25 protein-coding genes are annotated in these 24,838 nt (G+C 68.7%); 14 read left to right on the top strand and 11 right to left on the bottom strand.

Annotated elements, in window-relative coordinates:
* The first annotated feature begins 59 nt into the window (after positions 1-59).
* The 8 genes from ACSQ14_RS22615 (at position 60) to ACSQ14_RS22580 (ending at position 8,028) form a co-directional block, all read left to right on the top strand.
* Positions 60-1,436 (top strand): carotenoid oxygenase family protein, encoded by a 1,377-nt coding sequence (locus ACSQ14_RS22615; RefSeq protein WP_436016753.1) that lies wholly within the window; start codon positions 60-62, stop codon positions 1,434-1,436.
* Positions 1,437-1,580: 144 nt separating this feature from the next.
* The gene (locus ACSQ14_RS22610; RefSeq protein ID WP_436016751.1) at positions 1,581-2,912 is read left to right on the top strand and encodes a cytochrome P450; all 1,332 of its coding nucleotides are present in this window, start codon (positions 1,581-1,583) and stop codon (positions 2,910-2,912) included.
* Positions 2,913-3,057: 145 nt separating this feature from the next.
* Entirely contained in the window at positions 3,058-3,828 is a 771-nt protein-coding gene (locus ACSQ14_RS22605; RefSeq protein ID WP_436016749.1) for an SDR family NAD(P)-dependent oxidoreductase, read from the top strand.
* Positions 3,829-3,892: 64 nt separating this feature from the next.
* On the top strand, positions 3,893-4,837 hold the full coding sequence (locus tag ACSQ14_RS22600; RefSeq protein ID WP_436016747.1) for an alcohol dehydrogenase catalytic domain-containing protein: 945 nt from the start codon (positions 3,893-3,895) through the stop codon (positions 4,835-4,837).
* Between the two features lie 12 nt (positions 4,838-4,849).
* Positions 4,850-5,794 (top strand): alcohol dehydrogenase catalytic domain-containing protein, encoded by a 945-nt coding sequence (locus ACSQ14_RS22595; protein WP_436016745.1) that lies wholly within the window; start codon positions 4,850-4,852, stop codon positions 5,792-5,794.
* A 209-nt stretch (positions 5,795-6,003) separates the two neighbouring features.
* Positions 6,004-6,381 carry a PRC-barrel domain-containing protein gene (locus tag ACSQ14_RS22590; protein WP_436016743.1) on the top strand — a complete coding sequence of 126 codons (378 nt, stop codon included), beginning with the start codon at positions 6,004-6,006 and terminating at the stop codon, positions 6,379-6,381.
* A 451-nt stretch (positions 6,382-6,832) separates the two neighbouring features.
* Positions 6,833-7,531: a Crp/Fnr family transcriptional regulator gene (locus ACSQ14_RS22585; RefSeq protein WP_436016741.1), complete on the top strand. Its 699-nt coding sequence runs from the start codon at positions 6,833-6,835 to the stop codon at positions 7,529-7,531.
* 140 nt (positions 7,532-7,671) lie between these two features.
* Positions 7,672-8,028 (top strand): hypothetical protein, encoded by a 357-nt coding sequence (locus ACSQ14_RS22580; protein WP_436016739.1) that lies wholly within the window; start codon positions 7,672-7,674, stop codon positions 8,026-8,028.
* A 39-nt stretch (positions 8,029-8,067) separates the two neighbouring features.
* Here the strand turns inward: ACSQ14_RS22580 and ACSQ14_RS22575 are convergent, their stop codons facing one another.
* From ACSQ14_RS22575 to ACSQ14_RS22550, 6 genes are all read right to left on the bottom strand, one after another.
* Positions 8,068-8,604: a VOC family protein gene (locus ACSQ14_RS22575; protein WP_436016737.1), complete on the bottom strand. Its 537-nt coding sequence runs from the start codon at positions 8,602-8,604 to the stop codon at positions 8,068-8,070.
* 3 nt (positions 8,605-8,607) lie between these two features.
* Positions 8,608-9,420: a phytanoyl-CoA dioxygenase family protein gene (locus ACSQ14_RS22570; RefSeq protein WP_436016735.1), complete on the bottom strand. Its 813-nt coding sequence runs from the start codon at positions 9,418-9,420 to the stop codon at positions 8,608-8,610.
* A gap of 148 nt (positions 9,421-9,568) precedes the next feature.
* Positions 9,569-9,850, bottom strand: a complete 282-nt coding sequence (locus ACSQ14_RS22565) for a DUF3325 domain-containing protein (protein ID WP_436016733.1) — start codon at positions 9,848-9,850, stop codon at positions 9,569-9,571.
* A complete protein-coding gene (locus ACSQ14_RS22560) occupies positions 9,847-11,427 on the bottom strand; it encodes a PepSY-associated TM helix domain-containing protein (protein WP_436016731.1) in 1,581 nt (526 codons plus the stop codon). The genes ACSQ14_RS22565 and ACSQ14_RS22560 overlap by 4 nt, the downstream gene beginning before the upstream one ends.
* A complete protein-coding gene (locus ACSQ14_RS22555) occupies positions 11,424-11,726 on the bottom strand; it encodes a hypothetical protein (protein WP_436016729.1) in 303 nt (100 codons plus the stop codon). The genes ACSQ14_RS22560 and ACSQ14_RS22555 overlap by 4 nt, the downstream gene beginning before the upstream one ends.
* Positions 11,727-11,891: 165 nt before the next feature.
* Positions 11,892-12,590, bottom strand: coding sequence for a pirin family protein (locus ACSQ14_RS22550; RefSeq protein WP_436016727.1), 699 nt, complete (start codon positions 12,588-12,590; stop codon positions 11,892-11,894).
* 119 nt (positions 12,591-12,709) lie between these two features.
* Here ACSQ14_RS22550 and ACSQ14_RS22545 point away from each other — a divergent pair, with 119 nt between their 5' ends.
* Both ACSQ14_RS22545 and ACSQ14_RS22540 read left to right on the top strand, forming a co-directional pair.
* Positions 12,710-13,639 carry a LysR family transcriptional regulator gene (locus ACSQ14_RS22545; RefSeq protein ID WP_436016725.1) on the top strand — a complete coding sequence of 310 codons (930 nt, stop codon included), beginning with the start codon at positions 12,710-12,712 and terminating at the stop codon, positions 13,637-13,639.
* 321 nt (positions 13,640-13,960) lie between these two features.
* Positions 13,961-14,299, top strand: coding sequence for a hypothetical protein (locus ACSQ14_RS22540; RefSeq protein WP_436016723.1), 339 nt, complete (start codon positions 13,961-13,963; stop codon positions 14,297-14,299).
* Between the two features lie 128 nt (positions 14,300-14,427).
* Here ACSQ14_RS22540 and ACSQ14_RS22535 read toward each other — a convergent pair whose 3' ends face one another.
* The 5 genes from ACSQ14_RS22535 to ACSQ14_RS22515 form a co-directional block, all read right to left on the bottom strand.
* A complete protein-coding gene (locus ACSQ14_RS22535) occupies positions 14,428-15,054 on the bottom strand; it encodes a TonB-dependent receptor domain-containing protein (protein ID WP_436017600.1) in 627 nt (208 codons plus the stop codon).
* Positions 15,055-15,121: 67 nt separating this feature from the next.
* On the bottom strand, positions 15,122-15,517 hold the full coding sequence (locus tag ACSQ14_RS22530) for a DUF1801 domain-containing protein (RefSeq protein WP_436016721.1): 396 nt from the start codon (positions 15,515-15,517) through the stop codon (positions 15,122-15,124).
* A gap of 175 nt (positions 15,518-15,692) precedes the next feature.
* The gene (locus ACSQ14_RS22525) at positions 15,693-16,490 is read right to left on the bottom strand and encodes a sterol desaturase family protein (protein WP_436016719.1); all 798 of its coding nucleotides are present in this window, start codon (positions 16,488-16,490) and stop codon (positions 15,693-15,695) included.
* Between the two features lie 119 nt (positions 16,491-16,609).
* A complete protein-coding gene (locus ACSQ14_RS22520; protein ID WP_436016717.1) occupies positions 16,610-17,521 on the bottom strand; it encodes a DMT family transporter in 912 nt (303 codons plus the stop codon).
* Positions 17,522-17,572: 51 nt separating this feature from the next.
* Entirely contained in the window at positions 17,573-17,794 is a 222-nt protein-coding gene (locus ACSQ14_RS22515; RefSeq protein WP_436016715.1) for a hypothetical protein, read from the bottom strand.
* Positions 17,795-18,034: 240 nt separating this feature from the next.
* On the opposite strand from ACSQ14_RS22515, the gene ACSQ14_RS22510 reads away from it, so the two are divergent.
* From ACSQ14_RS22510 to ACSQ14_RS22495, 4 genes are all read left to right on the top strand, one after another.
* The gene (locus ACSQ14_RS22510) at positions 18,035-20,566 is read left to right on the top strand and encodes a TonB-dependent receptor (protein ID WP_436016713.1); all 2,532 of its coding nucleotides are present in this window, start codon (positions 18,035-18,037) and stop codon (positions 20,564-20,566) included.
* Between the two features lie 240 nt (positions 20,567-20,806).
* The gene (locus ACSQ14_RS22505; RefSeq protein ID WP_436016711.1) at positions 20,807-22,159 is read left to right on the top strand and encodes a hypothetical protein; all 1,353 of its coding nucleotides are present in this window, start codon (positions 20,807-20,809) and stop codon (positions 22,157-22,159) included.
* Entirely contained in the window at positions 22,156-23,577 is a 1,422-nt protein-coding gene (locus tag ACSQ14_RS22500) for an acyl-CoA reductase (protein WP_436016709.1), read from the top strand. Before ACSQ14_RS22505 ends, ACSQ14_RS22500 begins: the two co-directional genes overlap by 4 nt.
* A gap of 258 nt (positions 23,578-23,835) precedes the next feature.
* Positions 23,836-24,819 carry an NAD-dependent epimerase/dehydratase family protein gene (locus ACSQ14_RS22495; protein WP_436016707.1) on the top strand — a complete coding sequence of 328 codons (984 nt, stop codon included), beginning with the start codon at positions 23,836-23,838 and terminating at the stop codon, positions 24,817-24,819.
* Positions 24,820-24,838: the final 19 nt, after the last annotated feature.

Raw genomic sequence — 24,838 nt, 5'->3', positions numbered from 1 at the left:
TTTCGTTGACTCTCGGTCAATCCGACTTCATGTGATGACCAATCACATAGGAGGCGACCATGAACATGATGGCCACGACGCCCACCTCGAGCAGCACGGGCGCGCCCTACCTCGCCGGCAACTTCGCCCCGGCGACCGCAGAGGCCACGGTCTTCGATCTGCCGGTGACCGGCCGCATTCCGCCGGGGCTGAACGGCCGCCTGCTGCGGATCGGCCCCAACCCCGCCAGCGCCCCTGAGCCGGCGCGCTATCACTGGTTCACCGCCGGCGGGATGGCGCACGGCCTGCGCCTGCGCGACGGCAAGGCCGAGTGGTACCGCAGCCGCTTCATCAAGGACGCGGCGACCGCAGCGGCTGTGGGCCGCACGCCCATCGGCGGGCCTGGGCGCGGCTCCCGCGACGGCCCGGTGAACACCAACATCATGAGCGTCGGCGGGAGGCTCTGCGCGGTCGTCGAGGCGGGCGGCCTGCCCGTCGAGTTGGACGACGAACTGGAGAGCGTCGCCCGCACCGACTTCGACGGCACGCTGGAAGCCGGTTTCACCGGCCATCCGAAGTTCGATCCGCTCACCGGCGAGCAGCATGCGCTGACCTACGAGCCGGGCCAGCCGGTCCGATACATCTCGGTCGGCCGCGACGGCCGGGCGACCACCAAGGCCCGTATCGATCTGCCGCACACGCCGCTGATCCACGACACCGCGTTCACGCCATCCTTCATCGTCGTCCCGGACCTGCCGGTGACGTTTCAGCCGGAGCGCGCGCGCACGCCCCTCCCCTGGCTTTGGGACGAGCGACGGGACTCGCGGATCGGCCTCTTGCCACGCGACGGCGACGGCTCGCGGGTCCAGTGGTTCGACGCGCCGCGCTGCTTCGTCTTCCATTTCGTCAACGCCTATGACGACGGCGACCTGACGATCGTCGACGTCGCCCGCCATCCGCGCATGTTCGACCGCGATCACAATGGTCCCAACGAGGGCGCGCCAGTGCTGGTCCGTTGGACCCTCGACCGGCGCTCAGGCCGGCTGAGCGAGACGGCGATCGACGACCACGGCGCCGAGTTCCCACGGATCAACGGCCGGTTCGGCGGCCAGCCCTATCGCTACGCCTACACCGCGCACTGGGGCGCGGGCGTCACCTTCGGCCCGGCGATGAAGCACGACCTGGTCCGGGGCGTCACCGAGGTGCACGATTTCGGGCCCGGCCGGATGACCCTGGAGCCGGTCTTCGTCCGCAAGCCCGGCTCCGCGACCGAGGACGAGGGCTGGATACTGTCCTACGTCTACGACGCCGACAGCGGACTGACCGACGTCGTGATTCTGGATGCGCAAGCCTTCACCGACGAGCCGGTCGCCGTGATCCATCTGCCGGTACGCGTGCCGTTCGGCTTCCACGGCGGCTGGGCGCCCGACATCGACGCCGCGGCGGTCGTCGCCTGACCGCGAGCCCCTGCCGCGAACGGCCAGACCGTGGTCGTTCGCGGCTCCGGCGCAAAGTCCTCAGACCCAGGCGCAAACTGTCGAGACGTTCACCGCCGCCGCCGGTCACCTGACGTCATACGGATCGAACAGGCGGACAGGCGGATGCACGGCGACTCCGATCGGCATGACGCGGCCCAACAGCCGGGAGCAGTCGAGGCCATGTGCCTGCACGGCGGCGAATCCCGGCTCGACCCGCTGATCCGCAACAACCCCTTCCCCTTCTATCGGGCGCTGCGCGACAAGGACCCAGTCTACTACGACGCGCAGCTCGATACCTGGCTGGTCACCCGCTACGAGGACGCGCAGACGGTGCTGCGCGACCCGATCACCTACTCGCTCGAGCACGGCTACCAGGACCGCTACGCCAACGGCTTCGTCGATGAACTGGCCGAGATCATGAACCGCGACGGGGGCGGCTTCATTCGCGACATCATCGCCTGCGACCCGCCGGCGCACACCCGCCTGCGCCGGCTGACCGAGAAGGCCTTCACCGCCCACCGGGTGAAGGACCTCGAGCCGCGGATGCGCCAGATCGTCATCGACCTGATCGAGCCGCTGGCCGAACGCGGCCATGGCGACGGGCTGAAGGACATCGGCGTCCCGCTGACCGCGCGGATCATCTGCGAACAGCTGGGCTTCGACTTCGACGAGGTCGGCGTCGAGCGGATCTCGCGCTGGACGACCGCGCTGCTGGCGCAGATCGGCCGGATGCAGACCCGCGAGGAGATGGTCGAAAACGCCGCGCAGATCTGCGAGCTGCAGAACTACATCATGCCGATCATCCGCGCCCGCGAGGCCGACCCGCAGCAGGACATGATCTCCGACCTGGTGCACGCGCGGCTCGAGGACGAGCAGAACCCGGCGCTGTCGTTCGCCGAGCAAGTCTCCTGCGTCCGCGCCTTCCTGATCGCCGGCAACGACACCACCGCCGCGGCGCTGGCCAACCTGATGCTGGTGCTGGCGACCCAGCCGGAGCTGGCCCGGCTGCTGCAGCAGTCGGCGGACGACGACCGGCTGCTGTCGCGCTTCGTCGAGGAGGTGCTGCGGCTGGAGCCGCCGGTGCATGGCCTGTTCCGCACGACCACCAAGGCGGTCGAGCTGGGCGGCAAGCAGCTGCCGGCCTACGCCCAGATCTGCGTGCTGTTCGCCTCGGCCAACGATGACGACGCCGAGTTCGCCTGCCCGCGCACCCTCGACCTGCAGCGCAAGAACCTCGCCAGCCACCTGACCTTCGGCGCCGGCATCCATCGCTGCATCGGCGCGGCCCTGGCGCGGATGGAGATCAAGGTCGCCGCCCAGGAGATCATCAAGCGGCTCGACAACATCCAGCTGGCGATCCCGCTGGAGGAGATCGACTACCTGCCGACCTTGGCGACCCAGACCGTGCAGCGGCTGCCGCTGACCTTCACGCGACGGGCGGCGGCGGGCGCCTGAGCCGCCGCCTCGTCGCGCCTTGCGCATCTCCAGCTAAGCTCTCGACCTGACCGACGCTCAGCCAGGACGAATATCGCGAGATGTCGTTGCACAACGCGTGTTGCCTCGGTTCGATGGCCCAAAAGCAAGCCGGAAGGAAACGCGAGTGACAGGGATCCTGAAGGGCAAGACGGCGCTCGTCACGGGCGGGTCGCGAGGCCTCGGCCGCGCCATGTCGGAGCGGCTCGCCGCGTCGGGCGCCCTGGTGGCGGTCAACTACGCCGGCAACGCGGCGGCGGCCGAGGAGACCGTCGCCACCATCGCCGCCGCCGGGGGCCAGGCGTTCGCGGTCCGCGCCAGGCTCGGCGAGGCGGACGCCAACGAAACCCTGGTGGAGGCGATGACCGCTGAATTCCGGCGTCGCACCGGCCAGACGGGCCTGGATATCCTGGTGAACAATATCGGCGGCGGCGACTACGGCTCGATCGCCACCGTCACCGCCGAACAATACGACCAGACCTTCGCCAACAACGTCCGCTCGCCCTTCTTCCTGACCCAGGCGCTGCTGCCGCATCTGCGGGACGGCGGCCGGGTGATCAACATCTCCTCCTCCGCGTCGCGGCTCGCCGGCGTCGACTTCATCGTCTACAGCATGAGCAAGGCCGCGCTGGACATGTTCACCCGGGTGCTGGCCAAGGACCTCGGGGCCAGCAAGCGCATCACCGTCAACTCGGTCCTGCCAGGCTTCAACGAGACCGAGACCAACGAACACCTGGCGAACGACCCGCAGGCGCGGCGGCAGATCGAAGAGATGACCGCGCTCGGCCGGTTCGGCCGGCCGATGGACATCGCCGAGGTGGTGCATTTCCTGGCCTCGCCCGCGGGCGGCTGGGTGACCGGACAGATCATCGAGGCCAGCGGCGGCTTCCGGCTGTGACACCGGCGGCGCGCACCCCCGCCAAGGCCACGTCCGCACCGACAAGAACACCATGGAGGAACGCATGAAGGCCTGGCTCTTCACCGGCGCGCACCAGCCGCTGCAGTTGATCGAACGTGAGACCCCGCGCCCGGGGCCGGGTCAGGCGGTGATCGAGGTGCGCGGCGCCGGCCTGTGCCACAGCGACGTCGGCGTGCTGGACGGCACGATCACCGACATGCTGCCGATGAAGCCGCCGCTCATCCTCGGTCACGAGGTGGCGGGCGTGGTCGTCGAGGTCGGGCCTGAGGTCAGCGCGTTTCGGGTCGGCGACCGGGTCGTCGCCTCGGGCGACGAGGCCTTCTGCCCGGGGTGGTCGGCCGACGGCGGCTACGCGACGCACTGCCTGCTGTCGACGACCTGCATGGTCCGGCTGCCGGACGCCGTCGACTTCGTGCAGGGCGCGGCGGCGACCGACGCCGGCCAGACGTCCTACGGCGCCGTGATGGGTACCGGCGGGCTTCGCGCCGGACAACGGGTCGGCATCGTCGGCCTCGGCGGGCTGGGCATGACCGGGGCTCGGATCGCCGTGGTGAACGGCGCCCAGGTCTACGCCGCCGAGCCGCGCCGCGAGGCCTGGGACACGGCCAGGGCGCAGGGCGTGCTGGAAGTGGTCGATGACGTGCTCGGGCTCGCGCCGTACGAACTGGACCTGATCGTCGACTTCGCAGGGTTCGGGGTGACGACGGCCGGCGCGATCAGCGCGGTGCGGTCCGGCGGCCTGGTCGTCCAGGTCGGTCTGGGACGCGGCGAGGCGACCATCTCCACCGCCGAACTGGTCGCCAAATCGGTGACGCTGCGCGGCTCGAAGGGCGGCCGCCCGGGCGATACCGAGGCCGTGCTGGCGCACATGCAGAAGGGCGAGTTGGCGATCCAGGCGACCACGATCGACTTCGAAGAGATCCCCGCGGGGCTCGACCGGCTGGAGCGCGGCGGCGTGATCGGCCGGCTCGTCGCCCAGCCGACCTGAGGCGGCGAGCCCATGAAAGCGTGGCTGTTCACCGGCGCCCGCCAGCCGCTCCAGCTGATCGAACGCGAGACGCCGCGGCCAGGTCCGGACGAAGTCTTGCTGGAGGTGCGCGCGGCGGGACTCTGCCACAGCGACGTCGGGCGGATGGACGGCACCCTGACGCCGTATCTGCCGAAGAAGCCGCCGATCATCCTCGGCCACGAGATCGCCGCCGTCGTGGCCGCGGTCGGAGCGGGCGTCAGCGACTATCAGCTCGGCGATCGGGTGGTCGCTTCCGGCACCACGGAGTACTGCCCCGGCTGGTCGGCCGACGGCGGCTACGCCAGCCACTGCGTGGTTCCGGCGCGCGTCCTGGTTCCGCTGCCCGATGCGGTGAGCTTCGTGCAGGGCGCGGCCGCGACCGACGCCGGGCAGACCTCGCACCGCGCCGTGATGGTCGCCGGGGGCCTGCGGGCCGGACAGCGCGTCGGCGTCGTCGGGCTGGGCGGGCTGGGAATGACCGGCGCCCGCATCGCCGTGCTGCGCGGCGCCCAGGTCTTCGGCGCCGAACCGCGCCGGGAAGCCTGGGCCGCGGCCAGGGCGCAGGGGGTGACCGAGGTGGTCGAGGACGTCCTGCAACTGGCGTCCTACGACCTCGATCTCATCGTTGATTTCGCCGGGTTCGGGGTGACGACCGCCGGGGCGATCCGCGCCGTCCGTCCGGGCGGCCTGGTCGTCCAGGTCGGTCTCGGCCGCACCGAAGCGACGATCTCCACGGCCGAGCTCGTCGCCCGGTCGGTGACCTTGCGCGGCTCCGGCGGCGGCCGGCCGAGCGACACCTCCGCGGTGCTGGCGCTGATGGCGACCGGCGAGCTGATCATCCCGGCCAGCACGATCGGCTTCGAGGACATCCCTGCCGGCCTGGAGCGCCTCGAGCGCGGCGGAGTCGTCGGGCGGATCGTCGCCGAGGTGAGCTGAAGTCAGCCCCGTCAAGCGGCTCGACGACATCCCGCGGGGCGATCCCGCTGGATGAGATCGACCACCTGCCGACGCTGGCGACCCAGACCGTGCAGCGGCTGCCGCTGACCTTGACGCGGCGATCCTGAGATCGCGCAAGAGTGTTTATTTTCAAGGCGCTCTGGAAGTCGCCGAGTGCGTTCAGCGGGTCCGACTGAGGAGACCCGCATATGACTGAACGCAAGATGCCGCTCTCGACGGATGAGACCTACGACCTCATCGCGTCTGACAAGGTCGAGGGCACGGCTGTTTACAATGAGGATGGCGAGAAGCTCGGCACCATCCACAACTTCATGGTCGAAAAGCGATCCGGTCAGGTCGAGTACGCCGTGCTGCAGTTCGGCGGCATGCTCGGCCTGGGCAGCGACTACTATCCCCTGCCTTGGGAAGCGCTCACCTACGACGTCGACCAACGCGGCTATGTCGTTGCGCTCGACAAGGAGATCATCAAGAACGCGCCCCACTACGCCGATGATGAACCGCAGTTCGACCGCGACTACGGCCAGCGCGTCTACGGCGCCTACGGAATGACCTATCCGATCGCCTAAGCGTGGCTTGGCAGCGCTCCGGCCGCGGCCGAAAGGGCTGCGGCCGGAGGCGCCTCAATGAGAAGGTTTCCAACTCAACTGCGGGCTCCTGAAGCCTCGGCTTCTGCTATGTTCCGAGGGGGAACCGGGGCCGCGCCCCAGCGCCACTCGTCGGCATCGAGCCGCTCATCCTCGACGGCGAGCTCGCCATCCACGTCGATAACGTCGCGTAGCTGCGCAAGCGTCTGCAACGTGGCTGTTCACAGCCACGGCGCGCCTTGAGCGGAGCGTCGATGGCAAGGGGGCGGCTGAGCTGTATAGCCGCTCAAAATTCCAAGCTCCGCCTTGAATAAATCCAATCAAGACATTTGATGTCATCAGAGGGCTTTATATGTCTTGGACCCAAATTTGGGTGTATAAGGTTGAAATATAGAGAGCGCAGATCGGCTCAGCGCCGAGCCCGAGATCAAATGTGCAACTGCTCAACTTTTTCTTGTCTGCATTGACGCCGAAAGATCACGCGGCATTGATTCAGAATATGTCCGAAATCACCTTGGGGTCTACCCAGGTGATCTTCGACACAGGGGATTCCGTCGACACAATTTACTTTCCGGGAAGCGCCTGCGTCTCGCTCGTGACGGTGTTGCGCGACGGCAAGGCGGTGGAGACCTCGACAGTCGGACGCGAGAGCGTCGTCGCCTTGATCGACGCCATCACCAATCGCCCCTCGCGCTCCCGGGTGTTTGCGCAGATCGGCGGCAGCGCCATGCGCGTGCCGGCTGCGGCGTTCCGCACCCAGCTCTCCGCCAGCGCGGAACTCCTGTCGCTGGTGCTGCTGCATGCCCGCGCTTGCTCGCTGCAGGCCGAACAGGGGGTGGCGTGCAACGCCACGCATGGCGTGCACGGCCGTCTCGCGCGGTGGCTCCTGATGACCCAGGATCGGGTCGGCACGAGCGCGTTTCCGCTCACCCAGGAATACATGGCGGTGATGACCGGGGTTCAGCGCAGCACGGTCAGCACGATGGCCGCCACCCTGAAGCGCGCTGGCGTCATCGACTATTCCCGCGGGCGGCTAACCATCCTCGATCGGCCGGCGCTGCTGCGCCACGCCTGCGAATGCTACGCCGTGGTCGGGCGGCAGTTCGAAGATCTGCGGACCGAGGCGGCCTAGAGGCGCCACGGCCGCGTCGGCTAGCCGACCAAACCGCGGGCGCGAACACGATAAAACCCCGTGTTGAGCGCGGCCTAATTCTGGAATGTGACAGACGGCCGCCGCTGTTCGCGCTCTGCTGGGGGCGTGGAGAATGACAGATGAGCGCATTCCGCTACGGCATTTTCAAACTCGGTCAGATCTGGACGGTCACCGATAACGACGGCGCCCGGCTGGGTTTCCCCTCCCGCGAAGTCGCCATGGCCGCGATCTGCGCCATTGTCTCCATTCATCGCGCCTGTCGAGAAACCGTGCTGGTGACGGTCCAGGACGAGCACGGGGGTCTTCGGACCGTGCTCGATCCCATCGACGACTATGTCCTGGAGGGGGCGGCGAATGACGAAAGGTGGGACGCCCTTCTCGGCGCCCCGCCCCCTGCCGCCACGCTCGGCCAGCCCCACGCCGCCGAGCCGTGGCGGTGGTTCACGGATGTGCAGGACCGGTCGAACGAGCTTTGAGAGCCGCGTCGCAGATGGCGACGCTTTGTCCGGCCGCCCTCACCCCAGGACGCGCACCGGATCCTTGCCGTCCCAGCCGTCCGCGGCGGCGCGGAACTGGGCGAACACCAAGTCGGCGACGGGGTTCGCCTCGATGAGCTCGACCATGAAACCGAGCGTCGGCGTGGTGTCGACCCAGCAGGTCCGGCTGCCCATCATCATGCAGCTGAACGCCAGTTCGGCGCCGGCCGCGGTGTAGGCCGCGAGGCTCGCGTCATAGTCGTCGCAGTAGAGCGCGGCGTGGTGAAAGCCGGCCTGGCCCGCCGGGAACATGTCGCGAAACACCGACGGCCGGTCGTCGTGCTGGCAGACCAGCTCGATCTGCACGTCGCCGGCCTGGGCCATGGCGGCGGTGATGTTCACCTCCTGGGCCGGCCGGCCGCGATGGACCGGGGCCTCGAACGGCACGCTCTCAAAGAAGAAGAACGGGCCGACGCCGGCGGAGGCGGTCCAGGCGGCCATCGCCGCCTGCAGGTCGGGGACCACCCAGCACAGCTGCATGAAACGGGTGTCGGGGAAAGGGCGGAACGGCAACATGAGTCAGGCCAGCTGCGGGAAGCGCGCGTCGTCGAGGCGCTGGTTGAGCTTCATGCCGGTGGTGTCGAAGGCCTCGGCCGGCGCCCCGTTCCAGCAGACGTCGGCCGGCTGGGTCAGCACCAGGTAGGCCCAGCGCGGCCGATCCATCAGGTTCGCCCCGGCCCCGTGCGCCGTCAGGTGGGAATGCACGGTGACGTCGCCCGCGCGGTAGCGCATCGGCTCGGAGGTCCCCAGCGCCCGGACTTCCGGGAAGACGTCGAGCAGATCGCCCGCGCCATAGGTGTGGTAGCTGCCCATCACCCCCATCCGGTGCGAGCCGCTGACGAAGGACATGGTGCCGAACTCCGGACCGTAGTCCTCGAGCGCGATCCAGAAGGTCATCCCGCCGGTGCGGTCGACCGCGAAGGTGATGAAGTCCTGGTGGAAGGCGGTGGGGCCGTTGCCGGCGTTCTTGGTCTTTTTCGACGCCGGCAGCTTCGGCGCGAAGAAGTCGGTGAAATAGCGGACGCCGACGCCCGATTTGCGGTCCATCAACAGCTTGGCGCTCGCGCCGATCTCTTCGATCAGCCCGCGGATCGGCGGGATGGTCAGGCCGGCGCCGTACTCGGCGTTGAAGTAGGGCTGGTTGAGGCCGTAGGCCTCGTTGCTGTCGCCGTCGTCGCCCATCCGCCCGCGGGCGATCTCCAGCAGCTTGGCGACGATCTCCGGCGAGACGAAGCCGTCGAGCTTGGCCCAGCCGTGCCGAGCGTAGTGCGCGACCTCGTCCTTGGTGACGGTTCGACAGGGCTTGGTGGCGGCGTCGAGAGCGTCGGGCATGTCGAAAATCCATGAGAACGCGAGCCGGTCTCGGCGCGGGCCGAGCGCTCTTAGGTTCCGGTCATTTCGACGCTAACAACGCGCCGGGGGCGGCTCTCGACACGCCGCGCCGGTTTGTCAGCAGACTCCGCCCCTGCCTCGCGGCGGATCAGCGGCGGATCGGCCGCGGGCGGCCGTAGGTGCGGAACAGCACCAGGCCGGCGGCGGCCAGCGTCAGCCCGCCGCACCAGCCGATCAAGCCGCGGGCCGGTCCCCAGGCCCCGACCGCCAGGCCGAAGCTGAGCGCCAGCAAGCTCCAGCCCGACGCCTGCAACAGCCGCCGCTCCTGCGCCGAGGCCGCACGGCCCCGCGCCCAGCCGTAGTGTTGCGGCTGCGACAGGCCGAGCGCGCCGAGCCCGGCGAGGGCGAACAGGATGGACAGCAGGATCATTCCGCAGGGGCCGGCTGAACGTCGGCCGCGCGCCGCTGGCGCGCCGGCTTGGCTGCGGGACGCCGCCAGGCCTGGCGGGCCAGCAGCACGAAGACCGCGGCGATCACCAGGAAGCTCGTCTCCATCGCCGCCATGGCGAAGTCGCCGCACGCCAGGCTGGCGACCAGGCCGGTGTCGGTGATCACCAGGTCGGCGGCGGCCAGCAGCACCAGCGAGGCGGCGGTCGCGGCGAACAGGCCGCTCCAGGCCAACCGCGGCTTCAGCAGCAGGGCGACGATCAAGGCCGCGCCCCAGGTGACGAACATGCAGGAGATCTCGTCCTCCGCCCGCCCCTTGATCCCGATCGGCAGCAGCCGGTTGCCCCACAAAAAGCCGGTCATCGCCAGCGGCATGCCGGCGACGAAGCCGATGTTCAGCCGCTCGACCAGAAGGAAGCCGAAATGCGGCCGGGCCGGATTGCGCAGGCGCTCGCGCCGCTTGGAGGTCCACAGCGCCAGGCCGGAGCCGACCATCACCGTGCCGGCCAGCCCGGAGAGGAAATAGAGCCAGCGCATCGGCAGGTCGGCGAAGCGCGCGGCATGCAGGCCGATCATCGCCCCGCGGGCGACCACGCCCGCGCCCTCCTGCGGCGGAGCCGAGATCAGCGCGCCGCTGACGCCGTCGAAGCGGACCGGCTGGTCCTCGTTGACGATCCGATCGCCGAGGCTGCGGGTGATCTCGATGCGCGCGGCCGCGTCGCCAGGCTCGCTGATGCGGATGGTCGCCGCCCGGCCCTCGCCCCACAGCGCTTCCGCCCGGGCGACCACCGGCGCGAGCGGCGTCAGCGCGGCCGGCTCGCCCAGCCGCCGCACGGCCTCGCTGCGCGGGAACAGGTCCTCGCGCAGCGCCGCCTGGTCGGGATAGTTCGCCAGCGCCCCCCACGGCATGTAGAGCGTCATCAGGGTGACCAGGCCGGTGTAGGTAATCATCAGGTGGAACGGCAGCGCCAGCACGGCGGTGGCGTTGTGGCCGTCCAGCCAGCTGCGCTGGCCCTTCCCCGGCCGGAAGGTGAAGAAGTCCTTGAAGATCTTCTTGTGGGTGATGATCCCGCTGACGATCGCCACCAGCATCATGATGGCGCAGAAGCCGACCACCCAGCGGGCCCAGATCACCGGCACATAGTGCAGGTCGAAGTGCAGCCGGTAGAAGAACTCGCCGCCGCGGCTCTCGCGGACCTCGACCGGCTGGCCCTGGCCGTCGAGCCACTGGCTGTTGCCGAAGCCGCGCCGCCGCATCGGCTTTTCGCCCTTCTTCGGCTGCGGCTGCCAGCGAACCAGCACGCCGGCGTCGCGATCGCCGGACAGTTCGATCGACCAGTTCTTGGCGCCGGGGGCCTTGTCTTCCAGGAAGGCCAGCGCGCCGGCGAGCGCCGCCTCGCGATGAATCCCAGGGGCGAGCTCGGGCCGCGCCCAGCGGCTCAGATCATCGCGCCAGAAGCTGACCGTGCCGGCCAGGAAGATGCCGAACAGGATCCAGCCGACCAGCAGGCCTGACCAGGTGTGCAGCACCGACTGCGATTGACGCAGGCCGCCGCTCACAGCCCGGCCTCGAAACCGCCGGACAGCCAGGCGGCGAACAGCAGCCCGCCGGCTATGCCGACCACGCCCAGCACCGCGCGGCTAAGCTCCTTCGCGGCGAAGCTCCAGACCGCGACCGCGGCGTAGACGCTGAACGACAGGATGGTGGCGATCACCGAGGCGTCGGCCGGGGCCAGCGGCAAGGTCCTGGCCAGCACGATGCAGGCGAGCGCCGCCGCCCCATAGCCGCCGACGATCGCCAGCGGCCCGCGCGCGCCCAACTGCCGGTGCAGCACCTTCGCTCGACTCGTCTCCGCCACCTGAGCGCCCCGCTGTTGATGCTCACCCGATAGCGGCCGCACGCGTTAGGTGCAAATGCTTCGCAATATGGCCTAGCGGCGATCCGGCGCGAGGCCTGGGGCGCTCAAGCCTTGGACCGCCGCCGTCGGAGGCGGCGACGGTCCCCCCTGGCCAAGCCGGCGCCGTTAAGCAGCGTCGACCAGCACCACCTCGCTGTCCTCGAGCGCGGTGATGACGACGGTGTCGGCCTCGGCGATGGCGACGCCGTCGCGGGCGTGGGCGACCACCTCGCCGACCTGCACCTTGCCGACCGCCGGCACCAGGTAGCCCTTGCGCGCCGCGCCCAGCGGGTACTCCACGCGCTCGCCGGCCTTCAGCGTCGCGCCGAGCACCCGGGCGTTGGTGCGGATCGGCAGGGCGTCCTCGTCACCGGCGACGCCGGAGGCCAGGGTCACGAACCGGCCGCTGCGGTCGCCCTTCGGGAAGGGCTTGGCGCCCCAGCTGGGCGCGCCGCCGGTGGTCTCCGGGATGATCCAGATCTGGAAGATCCGGGTGGTGACGTCTTCGCGATTGTACTCCGAGTGGGCGACGCCCGAGCCGGCAGACATCACCTGGACGTCGCCGGCCTCGGTGCGGCCGTGGTTGCCGAGGTTGTCCTCGTGGGTGATCGCGCCCTCGCGGACGTAGGTGATGATCTCCATGTCGCGGTGCGGGTGCGGCGGAAAGCCGGTGTGCGGGGCGATGGTGTCGTCGTTCCAGACCCGCAGCGCCCCCCAGTTCATCCGCCCGGCGTCGCGGTAGTTGGCGAACGAGAAGTGGTGCTTGGCGTCCAGCCAGCCGTGGTTCTCGCCGCCCAGGGTTTCGAAGGCTCGCAGCTCGATCATCGTCACTCTCCAGGAGTTTCCGGGGCGCCTCAGCGGCGCTGTTGGGAGAGGTTTTAGGCCTTGCCGGCGTTCGATAAGAGCCAGATAAGTTTGCTCAAAACGTTCTAGAAAGTTGAACATTGGCCAACCCGGGCACGCCGACCTTCGACCAGCTTCGCACCTTCCTGGCGGTGGTCGACACCGGCAGTTTCGCCGCCGCCGGCAAGCGGCTGAACCGGGCGGTCTCGGTGATCAGCTACGGCGTCGCCAATCTGGAGGCGCAGCTCGGGGTGACGCTGTTCGACCGCGAGGGCTCGCGCAAGCCGCAGCTGACGGTGGCCGGCCGCGCCCTGCTGGCCGAGGCGCGGGCGGTGGCGCAGGGTGTCGACAGCCTGCGCGCCAAGGTGAAAGGATTGCTCGAAGGCCTGGAAGCCGAGGTGGACCTGGCGGTCGACGTCATGCTGCCGGCCGAGCGCCTGGGGAAGGTGTTGCGCGCCTTCGCCGAGCAGTTTCCGACGGTGACGCTGCGGCTGCACGTCGAGGCGCTCGGCGCGATCGTCTCGCTGGTGCTCGACCGCGAGGCGGTGGTCGGCGTCTCCGGTCCGCTGGCCGCCGGCGTCGACGGGGTCGAGCTGATCGCCGCCGGCTCGACGCCGATGGTCCCGGTGGCCGCGCCCGACCATCCGCTCGGCCGGATGACCGAGATCCCGCCCGGCGCCGGACGCCAATACACCCAGCTGGTGCTGACCGACCGCTCGCGCTTCACCGAAGGCCGCGACTTCTCGGTGCTGAGCTCGCGGACCTGGCGGCTGGCCGACCTCGGCGCCAAGCACGCCCTGCTGCGCGAGGGCGTCGGCTGGGGGAACATGCCGCTGCCGATGATCCAGCCCGACCTGGTCGCCGGCACGCTGGTGCGGCTGGCGATGCCCGACCATCCCGGCGGCACCTATCGCTTCAACGGCATCTGGCGGCGCGACGCCCCGCCCGGTCCGGCCGCCTCCTGGCTGCTCGACCAGTTCGTCGCGCTCGGCGCCCACGATGCGGAAGAAGCCGGCATGGGCGACATCTGAGCCTCTCGGCGGCGGGGTGCGGCGCGCCATCGCGTCCGCGACGGAGCCAATCCACGCAGTAGTTCTGTCGTTGAACCTGCAGTGCTTGCAGGTGTTGGCGGCGCGGCCATTCCGGCTGAATGGGCATCGCTACAGGCGGTTCGCCGAAGGTCACCGGGAAGCGCCGCGAGATGTTGGAGCTTCCGGGTATTGAGCGGCGAACATCCAAATTGTCTTTAGACAAGTCAGCCTCTCGCTTCTTCCCGTAAGTCGGTCATGCAGCTGATTTCCTGGCTCACCAAGAAACCAGCTCCTATTTCTGCGCGACCAGGAGATTTGAGCATGGAGAAAGAAGAACAGCGAACGCAGGCCGAGGTGGAGCGCCGCGCCTTTCTGGGCACAGCAGGCAAATTCGCACTCGTGACTCCGCCCGCCATGACAATGCTCTTGTCGACCAGCCTGTCCTCTCCCGCGATCGCCGCCTCCGGCGTCGGCAGCTATACGGGCGGCGGCGGATCCCCGAGCAACGGCTCGGGCGCATCGAGCGGTTCGGACGAACACAGCAATCCCGGCGGCCCCTCGGGTTCCGGCGGCGGCGGCGGCAACGGCAAGCACTGGGGCCGCTGGTGGAGCAATTGGTCCGGCAGGTGGTGGGGTGGCTGGAACAACCGCCTCAAGTAGGCGCCTTCTCCGCAGGTCTTGAACAGGCTCCGCCAACCCAGCGGGTGGCCAGCGTCAGGCGCTGCTCAGCGGCCTGCGCCTCTGATAGCCAGCGAGGGCGGCCGTCGTCGGCCGCCCCTCACCCGACCTTACCACCTGTAGCGCAGCGTCCCTTGTATGGTGCGCGGCGCGCCGAACCAGCACCAGTTGCTCGACAGGCAGCTGGTGACGTGGCGGGTGTTCAGCAGGTTGCTGGCGTTCAGCGCGACGCTGAGGCCCTGGAGCTGCAGGTTGGCGGCGCCCAGGTCATAGCCGAGCAGCGCGTCGACCAGCACATAACCGTCGGTGCGGAACCGCCCGGCGGTCGTCACCGTGCCGGACGTCAGCGTGTAGGTGCCGTCGGAGCCGCCGACGTAGCGCACGCCGCCGCCGACGGTCAGGCCGCTCACCGGGCCGGCGATGCGGTCGTTCTTGGCCAACTCGTAGGACAGGAAGCCTGAGGCGGTCCACTTCGGCACGCCGAGCGGCGTGGTGCCGGTAACGCCCGACAGCACCTGGCCGTTGACGATGGTCGTCGACGGCAGGTTTCCGCGGGTGAACTCGATGTCCATGTAGGTGGCGGCGGCGCTGAACTCGAGGCCCGGCAGGATCGAGCCGCGCCCCTCCAGCTCGACGCCCTTGGACTTCGTCTCGCCGACCTGGACGCTGAAGCCCGGGTTGAGCGGATCGGCGACCGGCACGCTCTGGCGCGCGAGGTCGTAGACCGACAGCGTCAGGATCGTCTGGCTGCCCGGCGGCTGGTACCGGGGTCAGATCGGCGTCAGGCGGAGCAACTGCGTGCGATCAGCGGCGCTTGGCGCGGTTCAGCGCCACGGCGGCGCCGATCAGCGCCTTGAAGGCCTCGGCGTCCAGTTCAACGCCTTCATGGATGTCGATGGCGCGCCGGGTGTTGCCTTCCAGACTGGCGTTGAACAGGCCCGCCGGATCCTCAAGCGCGGCGCCCTTGGCGAAGGTCAGCTTCACGGCGCTCTTGTAGGTCTCGCCGGTGCAGATCATGCCGTCGCGCGACCACACCGGCACGCCGCGCCACTTCCACTCCTCGACCACGTCGGGGACCGCCTGGCGGATCAGCGCGCGGACCTGGGCGAGCGTCGCGCCCCGCCAGTCGGCCAACTCCTTGATCCTTGCGTCGATCAGGTCGGTCGCGGATTCGCCGCTCGGCGCTGCGGTCTTCGGCATGGGGTTTTCAGCTCCTCACGGCAGGCTGGACCGATCAGGCGCGCACCATGCGGATTACACCTGCGGTTGACCATAGGCGATCGCGACCTGACGGCCTGGGTCATCGGCCGCCGGGCCGCCGAAACGGCAGGTCGCTAGTGCAACGCCACAGAGGTCCAGGCCGCGAGCCCGGCGCTCAGGCCTGCGCCTTGGCTTTCGCCTGCGCCCGGGCGAGCGCCTTGTGGCCCTGGCCATGATCCAGGGTGCCGAACAGCCAGTCGTAGAACAGGGTGATGGTGGCGTAGTTGCCGCCGGTGAACTTGGCGTGGTGGTTGTGGTGCATCTTCGCCGCGTAGTTCAGGTAGCGGAACGGGAAGCGGTCCGCCTGCCAGAGGTCGTGGTTGTGCAGGTTGATCTCGGTGAAGGCGAGCCAGGTGACGACGATGGTCGCCATGTGGAAATTGCCCATGAACCGCGACAGCACGAAGATGCTCGCGACGTAGAGGCCGAGCCCGATCGCCACTTCCAGCGGGTGGATGTAGCTGGAGTCCATCCGGCAGGGGTTGTGCTGCTGATGGTGCACCGCGTGCATCCAGACCAGCGGCCCGCCGGTGACGCCGTTGTGGTGAAACACGAAGCGGTGCGTCAGGTAGTAGAAGAAATCGTAGAACAACAGGATCACGACGATGTCCCGCAGCACCCGCCACCAGGGCTGCGGATCGAGCGTCAGGCAGAACGGCATCACCACGCCGAAGATCACCAGCAGGTAGAGCGAGGCCCACTTGCGGTTCCACTTCTGGTTCGCCGCATAGACCGGCTTCGCCATCTTGGCGCGATAGGCGTCCTGGTTGAGCCGGCGAGCCCCCTTGAACGTCGGGATCAGCCTCAGAACCTGATTGAAGACGAAGGTCGCCGCGAAGATCGCCGCGCCGGTCAGCAGCGACAGCTGCCAGTGATAGTGCTCCAGGAGCCAGGCAAGGATCGGACTGTTCATCAGCGTGCTCGGGAATCCTGGCCTGCAGCGGGTCTGGGCCCGGCGCGCAACGCCAAGCTGAGCAGGTGCTTAGTCCGCCCCACGAGGCCGGTCAAATCGAGAATCCCGACGGGTCGCCCTCAGCCGCCCGGCGCGGCCCGGAAGCGGCGCAGTTCGCGGTGCAGGATGTAGACCCCGCTGGCGGCGACGATCAGCGAGCCGACGACGGTCGCCGGATGCGGCAGCTCGCCCCAGATCAGCAAGCCCAGCAGCGCCGCCCAGACCAGCTGGGTGTAGTCGAACGGCGCGACGACCCCGACCGGCGCGGCGCGCAGCGCTTCGGTCAGCAGCAGCTGGCCGATCCCGCCGACGACGCCGGCGCAGATCAGCAGCACCAGCGTCCCGCGATCCGGAACGCTCCAGCCGAACAGCAGCGAGCCGACCAGGCCGAGCACCGTGCCGGCGAGGGTGAAGTAGAAGACGATGGTCGGGCCGCGCTCGGTGTCGGCGATCTGGCGGATGGCGACCATGGCCCCGGCGACGCCGACGGCGCTGAGCAGGCCGTAGGTGACGCCGACCACGTTCATCTGCCCGGGGATCGGCCGGGCCATGATCATCACCCCGACGAAGCCGACGATCACCGCCGCCCAGCGGTGTCGGCCGACCGGCTCGCTGAGCAGCACCGCCGACATCGCCGTCATGAACAGCGGCGAGGCGAACTGCAGGGCCGTGGCCTCGGTCAGCGGCAGGTGCTGCACCGCCGAGAAGCCGCACAGCATGCCGGTCAGGCCGACCACCGAGCGCATCAGGTGGCCGAGCGGACGCCGCGTCCTAAGCACCTCGAAGCCGGTGGTGCGCCAGATGTAGAGCCCGAGCGGAAGGAAGGCGAAGGCGTTGCGGAAGAAGATGATCTCGAACACCGGCACGCCGCGGTCGCCGCACAGCTTCACCAGGGCGTACATCGCCGCCATGCAGGCCATCGACGCGACGCGGAGCACGATGCCCAGCACGGGCCGCGACACCGGGGCGTGAATGGGGACGGAAGCGGACACGGCGCAGCTCTGGGCGGATGCGCCCGAGCGGTCAATCGTTCCCGTCGGCGTTTAAGCCGACGGCGCGGCCGCCGCCCAGGAGGCGATCAGCCCGGCGGAGCCGAGAAACACCGCGACGTCGAAGGCGACCACCAGCCAGTAGAGGCTGGGCGCCGAAGCCCGGTCGCATAGCCGGCGGCCGCAGCGCGCCTCGCCGGTCAGCACCGAGCGGATCATCCGCGCGGCCGACAGGCCGATCGCGATGAACAGAAGCGTCCAGGCCCACAAGCCCACGCCGCAGCTCCGTTTTTTGTTTCCTACCCCGGCGGCGAGGTTAACCGCGCGCCGAGGCGGCTGGCAACTCTGCAACACTGAAATATTGATGACTGCCAACTGTCGACAGATTGGCGGAGCGTCGCTATACGATCGGGCCAATGCACCGCTTCAGGCGCCATTAAGGCGCCGATCCGGCGGGGCCGCAAGATCCGCACAAGCGAGCGATCAACGCTCCGAAACAAGACTGGGAGAAACGCCATGAACACCAAGGCGATGTTGCTTGTCACCTCGGCGCTGGGGCTCGGCATGGCCGCGCCGGCGCTCGCGCAGGAGGCCGTGCAGTTCACGCCACAGGGCGCGGCGGTCGTCGAGGACGTGATCGTCACCGCTCGGCGGGTCGAGGAGCGGCTGCAGGACGTGCCGATCTCGATGACCGTCTACAGCCAGGAGCAGCTGACCAACCGCAACGTGGTCACCGGCCGCGACCTGGCGACCTACACGCCGTCGCTGTCGGCGAACTCGCGGTTCGGCACCGAAAACACCTCCTTCTCGATCCGCGGCTTCAACCAGGAGCTCCGCACGACCGCCTCGGTGGCGGTCTATTTCGCCGATGTCGTCGCCCCGCGCAGCGGCGGCCTGGGCACCGTGGCCGGCGACGGCGCCGGCCCGGGCAGCTTCTTCGACCTGCAGAACGTCCAGGTGCTGAAGGGGCCGCAAGGCACGCTGTTCGGCCGCAACACCACGGGCGGGGCGATCCTGCTGGTGCCGCAGAAGCCGACCGACCGCTTCGAGGGCTACGCCGAGGTCTCGCTCGGCAACTACGACATGCGCCGGTTCCAGGCGGTGGTGAACGCGCCGCTGGGCGACATCGCGCGCCTGCGCGTCGGCCTCGACCAGCAGAAGCGCGACGGCTACGTGAAGAACCTCTCGGGCGTCGGCCCGTCGCGGTTCAGCGACATCGACTACACCGCCGCGCGCGCCAGCCTGGTGGTCGACGTGACGCCGGACATCGAGAACTACTCGATCGCCTCCTACCAGGTGTCCGACAACAACGGCCCGCTGCCGAAGATGACCGCCTGCAACCCGACGCCCTTCCCGTTCGGGCCGCTGAGCTGCGGCACCTTCGGCCGGCTGCAGGGCGACGGCTTCTACGTCGGCGAGAACACGCTGGAGAATCCGCAGTCGCGGATGGCGCAGTGGCAGCTGATCAACACCACCACCTGGCGGGTCAGCGACGCGCTGACCGTCAAGAACATCATCTCCTACGCCCAGCTGAAGAACACCAACCGCAACGACCTGTTCGGCGCCCGCTTCGTCGTGCCGAGCGTGCTCAGCAACAGCACGGGCACGACCAACATCCCCACCGGGGCCTTCGCCGGCCGCGACTTCCCGTTCGTCGTGGTGCAGCACGCGCCGGACCGCGACAACAATCACCAAGACACCTTCACCGAGGAACTGCAGTTCCAGGGGGACAACCTGGACAACCGGCTGATCTGGCAGGCCGGCGGCTACTTCGAGAAGAGCACGCCGCTGGACGACCTGTACGGCAACCAGAGCCCCTCGAACCTCGACTGCACCGACGTCGGCGGCCTGCAGTGCACCGACATCCTAGGCACCTTGCTGCGCTCGCCGATCGGCTCGGTCAGCCGCCAGCTGAACCGGACCAGCTATCGCAATATCGGCCTCTATGCGCAGGGCACCTACGACCTCACCGAGCAGGTCAAGCTGACCGCCGGCCTGCGCTACACCTGGGACAAGACCAGCGGCCTCGGCCAGAACCAGGTGATCCGCTTCCCGGCGGCGAACGATCCGCGGCTCTACTGCCTCGACCCGCGGTTCGGGCCGGTCGGGCCGACGCGGACCGCCGCCGGCGCGCTCGACTTCTCGAACGCGATCCCGATCAGCCAGCTCGAGAGCTCCTGCCGCGAGGCGCTGAAGCAGACGTCGGACAAGCCGACCTGGCTGCTCGGCCTGGACTACAAGCCGACCGAGGACGTGCTGCTCTACGGCAAGTACAGCCGCGGCTACCGCCAGGGCAGCATCAACCCCTACGGCGCCGACGGCTACCGCACCTTCGGGCCGGAAAAGGTCGACACCTACGAGGTCGGCGCCAAGACCAGCTGGCGTGGCGCGATGCCGGGCCTGCTGAACATCGCGGCCTACTACAACGACTTCCGCGACCAGCAGATCTCCACCGGCTTCCGCAACGTCAACAACATCGTCTCGCCGAACTCGGCGATCGTGAACGCCGGCCGCTCGCGGATCTGGGGGGTCGAGGTCGAAAGCTCGTTCTCGCCGTTCCGCGATTTCCGGATCGACGCCAGCTATGCCTATCTGAACGCCACCCTGACCGAGTTCACCCAGTTCCCGGTCCCGGCCTCGTTCATCCCCGGCAGCCTCTACGACACCGCCTCGCAAGGTCCGGTGGAGGGCGGCCGGCTGCCGTTCTCGCCGAAGAACAAGGCGACGATCACCGCCAGCTACACCCTGCCCGTGCCGGAGACGGTCGGCGAGGTCACGCTCAGCGGCACCTACAGCTACACCAGCGACGTAGTGGTGATCCCCGACCGGGCGACCGGCGTCCTGCCGTCGGTCGAACTGGTGAACCTGAACCTCAACTGGAACGAGATCGCCGGGAAGCCGGTGGACGCCTCCTTCTTCGTCACCAACCTGACGAAGGAGAAGTACTACACCCACATCAACGACCAGCTCGCGACCGGCTTCATGTCGAAATACCTCGGCGAGCCGCGGATGTACGGCGTGCGGCTGCGCGCGCGGTTCGGCGGCTAGGCGGAGCCTTCCAAACCCGTCATCCCGGACGGCCTGCAAGGCCGATCCGGGACCCAGGGGCCGTGCGCACCGCCCCTGGGTCCCGGCGCTTCGGCCGGGATGACGCGGTTGAATAGTCTCGCGGAAATCGCCGCAGCGGAGCCGCAGAAACCACTTGCCTTTCGCGCCGAGAGGGCGCGCAATGACACGTATAAGGCGCCATTAAACGACGCCCCCAAGAAACCAAAAACGGAGGAACGTATGGGAGCGGCGGTCGAGCGCCTTACCCGGCTCGTGTCGGACGAAAGCCGGTTTGACATCCCGCATTCGGAGCTGCGCGCGGCGCAGGTCGAGGCGCTGAACGAACGCTTCCAGGAGCGCAAGGACAACATCAAGCTGCTGGCGCACCGCGCCAAGGAAGCCGGTGCGAGCGAGATCCGCTCGATCCAGGATGCGGTGCCGCTGCTGTTCCCGCACACCGCCTACAAGAGCTATCCGGAAGGCTGGCTGATGGAGGAGAAGTGGGACCGGCTGACCAAGTGGCTGGGCACCGTCTCCTCGCATCCGATCAAGCCGATCGACCTCAACGGCGTCGCCGACGTCGACGACTGGATCGGCCGGCTGCAGGCGGCCGGGCACTTCATCTCCTGCTCCAGCGGCACGACCGGCAAGTCGGCGATGCTGATCGCCTCGCAGGCGGACATGGACTGGTCGAAGATCGACACGGTCAACGTCTTCGCCTGGGGCTCCGGCGTGCAGCCGGCCAAGGACCGCATGCGGTTCGGCACCGGGCCGGTCGCCAGCGTGCCGAAGAACATCACCATCGGCCAGGCCCAGGAGGCCGCCTTCTGCAATCCGGATTGGCCGGGCTGGAACTATCCGGTGCCGCCGATCACCGTCGGGTCGCTGACCAAGATGGTGGTGCTGCGCAAGAAGATCGCCGACGGGACCGCCCTGCCCGGCGAACTCGCCGACTTCGAGGAGACCTCGAAAGAGCGCCAGGCGGCGGTCGACGCGGCCGTCGGCCTGACCGCCGACGCGCTGATCGCCAACCGCGACAAGAAGCTGATGGTCTCGGGCCTGTGGAACGGCCTCTACCAGGTCGCCAAGGCGGTGCGTGAGCGCGGCTACAGCGCCAAGGACTTCAACCCGGACAACTGCATCTACGTCGGCGGCGGGCTGAAGCGCGCCCAGCTGCCGCCGGACTACCAGCAGTTCGTCCACGAGACCTTCAACATCCCGGAAGGCCGCCACTTCCAGAACTACTCGATGCAGGAGCTCAACTCCGGCATGCCGAAGTGTCCCGAGGGCGGCCGCTATCACGTGCCGGCCTGGATCGTGCCGATGATCCTCAACAAGGACGGCGACGCGCTGGCGCCCGGCTACGGCGAAGGCGAGATCGAGGGCCGCGCCGCCTTCTTCGACCTGTCGCTCGACGGCCGCTGGGGCGGCGTCATCACCGGTGATAAAATATCGCTGTCGTTCGACCCCTGCGGCTGCGGCCGCAAGGGCCCGTCGATCCGCGACAACATCGTCCGCTACGCCGACCTCGAAGGCGACGACAAGATCGGCTGCGCGGGCACCGTCGATGCCTATGTGAGAGGTGTGGCATGAACGCGACCGACACCAAAAGCGCCGCCGAGGCGGTCGTCTCCGCGCCCTTCTTCCTGCGCGGCGAACTGGTCGAGAGCCAGGACGTCACCCACCGCTCGCGCGACCTCGGGGTGACCTTCGCGACGCCGAAGATCGACCTCAACAAGGCGGTCCATCCGCGCACCGAGGTCCCGCCGCTGCTCAACGTGCCGCTGGCGGAGATCATCGACTTCCTGGTCGAGACCGGCCAGCGGATGCTAGCGCCCGACAATCCCTACATGCAGGAATGCTTCGACCGAATGGCGTCGACGCACATCCTGCCGCGCAGCGTCGTCGAGACCACGGCGAAGCACGCCGTCGCCTACCTCGACAAGCGCATCCTCATGGCCGAGGTCGAGCAGAACTTCCCCGACCCTGCGGCGCTCGACGGCTGGGTGCCGAAGCAGGACTTCACCGGCCGCAAGAGCTTCGTGCGCGCCTTCGCGCCGCGGCTGATCCACGTGCTGCCGGGCAACTCGCCGGGCGTCGCGGTGAAGTCGGTCGCCCAGGGCTCGATGGTCAAGGCCGTAAACCTGTTCAAGATGTCCTCGGCCGACCCCTTCACCATGGTCGCGATCCTGCGGACGATGGCGGCGATCGACCCGAACCATCCGATCGTGAAGTCGATGTCGGCGGTCTACTGGCGCGGCGGCGACGACGCGACCGAGCGGGTGCTCTACCGCCCGCAGTACTTCGACAAGATCGTCGCCTGGGGCGGCGGCGACGCGATCAACAACGTCATCAAGTACCTGGGCCCCGGCTTCCAGCTGGTCTCGTTCGACCCGAAGACCTCGATCTCGATGGTCGGCAAGGAGGCCTTCGCCTCCGACGAGACGCTGACGCTGGCCGCCGACCTGGCGTCCGCCGACGTCATGACGCTCAACCAGGAAGCCTGCGTCGCCAGCCGCTTCCTCTATGTCGAGGGCGGCCAGGCCGACGTCGACCGCTTCTGCGAGAAGCTGCACAAGCGGATCGCCGAACGCGCGGCGGCCTCGGGCGACGTCCGTCCGCTCGACATGGACCTGCGCGAGCAGATCGAGACCCTGACGATGATGGACGACGACTACGGCGTCTGGGGCCGGCCCGACGGCAAGGGGGTCGTGATCCGCTCGGACGAGCCGGTGGATTTCCACCCGATCAACAAGACCGCCAACGTGGTGCGGGTCGACAGCCTCGACGACGCGGTGAAGTGGGTCAACGTCGCGACCCAGACCGTCGGCTTCTATCCGTTCGACCGGATGCCGGCCTACCGCGACCGGCTGGCCAGCGGCGGCGCGCAGCGCATCGTCCACCTCGGCGAGGCCGGGCCTTCGACCATCGGCAACCCGCACGACGCCATGTATCCGCTGCACCGCTTCGTGCACTGGATGGCGCACGAGGACGGCGTCGCGCCGAAGTAAGACCAGACGACTTCCCTTCTCCCCTTGCGGGAGAAGGTGTCAGCGAAGCTGACGGATGAGGGGTCGCGCGGCGCTTGTCGCTCGATGCTCAGAGAGCTTGGCCGGCAGGTCGGCTCGACCCCTCATCCGACCTTCCTCGCGAGGCCACCTTCTCCCGCAAAGGGGAGAAGGGCTTTGGATTCCCTCATGCGCGAACTGTTGACAGTTGGCAGTTCTGGCGCACAGATTGCGCCGCATAACAACACAGGAGCGCGCGCCATGAACATCACCGGCGGACGGTTCGTCATCACCGGCGGCGCCAGCCTGATCGGCACCCATGTGGCCGACGCGCTACTCGCCCAGGGCGCGCGCGAGGTGGTGCTGCTCGACAACTTCGCGCTCGGCACGCCGGAGACCGCCCGCCACCTGATCGGCGACGACCGGGTGAAGCTGGTGCGCGGCGACATCCTGCGGATCAACGAGCTCTACGACGCCTTCACCGGCGCCGACGGGGTGTTCGCCATCGCCGGCTTCCTGACCCTGCCGCTGACCCAGAACCCGCCGCTGGGCCTGGCGGTCAACGTCGAGGGCCAGGTCAATGTGTTCGAGGCCTGCCGCTACGCACGCGTGAAGAAGGTGGTCTTCTCGTCGTCGATCGCCGCCTATGGCGAGCCAAGCCCCGGACTGATCGACGAGGACTCGCCGTCCAACCTCGCGCCGTTCCAGCCGGGCGCGATGCTCTATTCCTGCAGCAAGCTGATCGGCGAGGCGCTCTGCAAGCTCTACGCCGCCAAGCACGGCGTCGACGCCGTGGCGCTGCGCTATTCGACCGTCTACGGCGAGCGCCAGCATTACCGCGGGGTCAACGCCCTCTACATCGTCGAGAACTACGACAAGATCATGCGCGGCGAGCGGCCGACCCTGCCCGGCGACGGCAGCGAGGTGCACGACTACATCCACGTCGCCGACGTGGCCCGCGCCAACGTCATGGCGATGGCCTCGGACGTGTCGGGCGAGACCTTCAACGTCGTCACCGGCGAGCAGACCACGGTGAAGCGGATCGTCGAGATCCTGCTCGAGATCACCGGCCGCGACCTGCAGCCCGAGTACGTCGCCGCCGGCGGCGCCGTGAAGTCGACCAGCGGCTCCGAACTCAACCTCAGCCGGGCCAAGATCGAGCGCATGCTCGGCTGGCGGCCGGAGGTGCCGATCGAGCAGGGCCTGCGGCGGCTGATCGACTGGCGGCTCACACAATCGGTTTAGGCGGCAGGCCAGGAGACAC

It is taken from the genome of Phenylobacterium sp. LjRoot219, from assembly GCF_964252995.1.
Classification (GTDB): Bacteria; Pseudomonadota; Alphaproteobacteria; order Caulobacterales; family Caulobacteraceae; genus Phenylobacterium.
This window is presented reverse-complemented; position numbering and strand designations above follow the sequence as displayed.

Excerpts from the sequence above, each read along its gene's own strand:
- ACSQ14_RS22615 (WP_436016753.1), top strand. The coding sequence starts at position 60 with ATGAACATGATGGCCACGACGCCCACCTCGAGCAGCACGGGCGCGCCC.
- ACSQ14_RS22610 (WP_436016751.1), top strand. The coding sequence starts at position 1,581 with ATGCACGGCGACTCCGATCGGCATGACGCGGCCCAACAGCCGGGAGCA.
- ACSQ14_RS22600 (WP_436016747.1), top strand. The coding sequence starts at position 3,893 with ATGAAGGCCTGGCTCTTCACCGGCGCGCACCAGCCGCTGCAGTTGATC.
- ACSQ14_RS22595 (WP_436016745.1), top strand. The coding sequence starts at position 4,850 with ATGAAAGCGTGGCTGTTCACCGGCGCCCGCCAGCCGCTCCAGCTGATC.
- ACSQ14_RS22590 (WP_436016743.1), top strand. The coding sequence starts at position 6,004 with ATGACTGAACGCAAGATGCCGCTCTCGACGGATGAGACCTACGACCTC.
- ACSQ14_RS22580 (WP_436016739.1), top strand. The coding sequence starts at position 7,672 with ATGAGCGCATTCCGCTACGGCATTTTCAAACTCGGTCAGATCTGGACG.
- ACSQ14_RS22575 (WP_436016737.1), bottom strand. The coding sequence starts at position 8,604 with ATGTTGCCGTTCCGCCCTTTCCCCGACACCCGTTTCATGCAGCTGTGC.
- ACSQ14_RS22570 (WP_436016735.1), bottom strand. The coding sequence starts at position 9,420 with ATGCCCGACGCTCTCGACGCCGCCACCAAGCCCTGTCGAACCGTCACC.
- ACSQ14_RS22565 (WP_436016733.1), bottom strand. The coding sequence starts at position 9,850 with ATGATCCTGCTGTCCATCCTGTTCGCCCTCGCCGGGCTCGGCGCGCTC.
- ACSQ14_RS22550 (WP_436016727.1), bottom strand. The coding sequence starts at position 12,590 with ATGATCGAGCTGCGAGCCTTCGAAACCCTGGGCGGCGAGAACCACGGC.
- ACSQ14_RS22540 (WP_436016723.1), top strand. The coding sequence starts at position 13,961 with ATGGAGAAAGAAGAACAGCGAACGCAGGCCGAGGTGGAGCGCCGCGCC.
- ACSQ14_RS22530 (WP_436016721.1), bottom strand. The coding sequence starts at position 15,517 with ATGCCGAAGACCGCAGCGCCGAGCGGCGAATCCGCGACCGACCTGATC.
- ACSQ14_RS22525 (WP_436016719.1), bottom strand. The coding sequence starts at position 16,490 with ATGAACAGTCCGATCCTTGCCTGGCTCCTGGAGCACTATCACTGGCAG.
- ACSQ14_RS22510 (WP_436016713.1), top strand. The coding sequence starts at position 18,035 with ATGAACACCAAGGCGATGTTGCTTGTCACCTCGGCGCTGGGGCTCGGC.
- ACSQ14_RS22505 (WP_436016711.1), top strand. The coding sequence starts at position 20,807 with ATGGGAGCGGCGGTCGAGCGCCTTACCCGGCTCGTGTCGGACGAAAGC.
- ACSQ14_RS22500 (WP_436016709.1), top strand. The coding sequence starts at position 22,156 with ATGAACGCGACCGACACCAAAAGCGCCGCCGAGGCGGTCGTCTCCGCG.
- ACSQ14_RS22495 (WP_436016707.1), top strand. The coding sequence starts at position 23,836 with ATGAACATCACCGGCGGACGGTTCGTCATCACCGGCGGCGCCAGCCTG.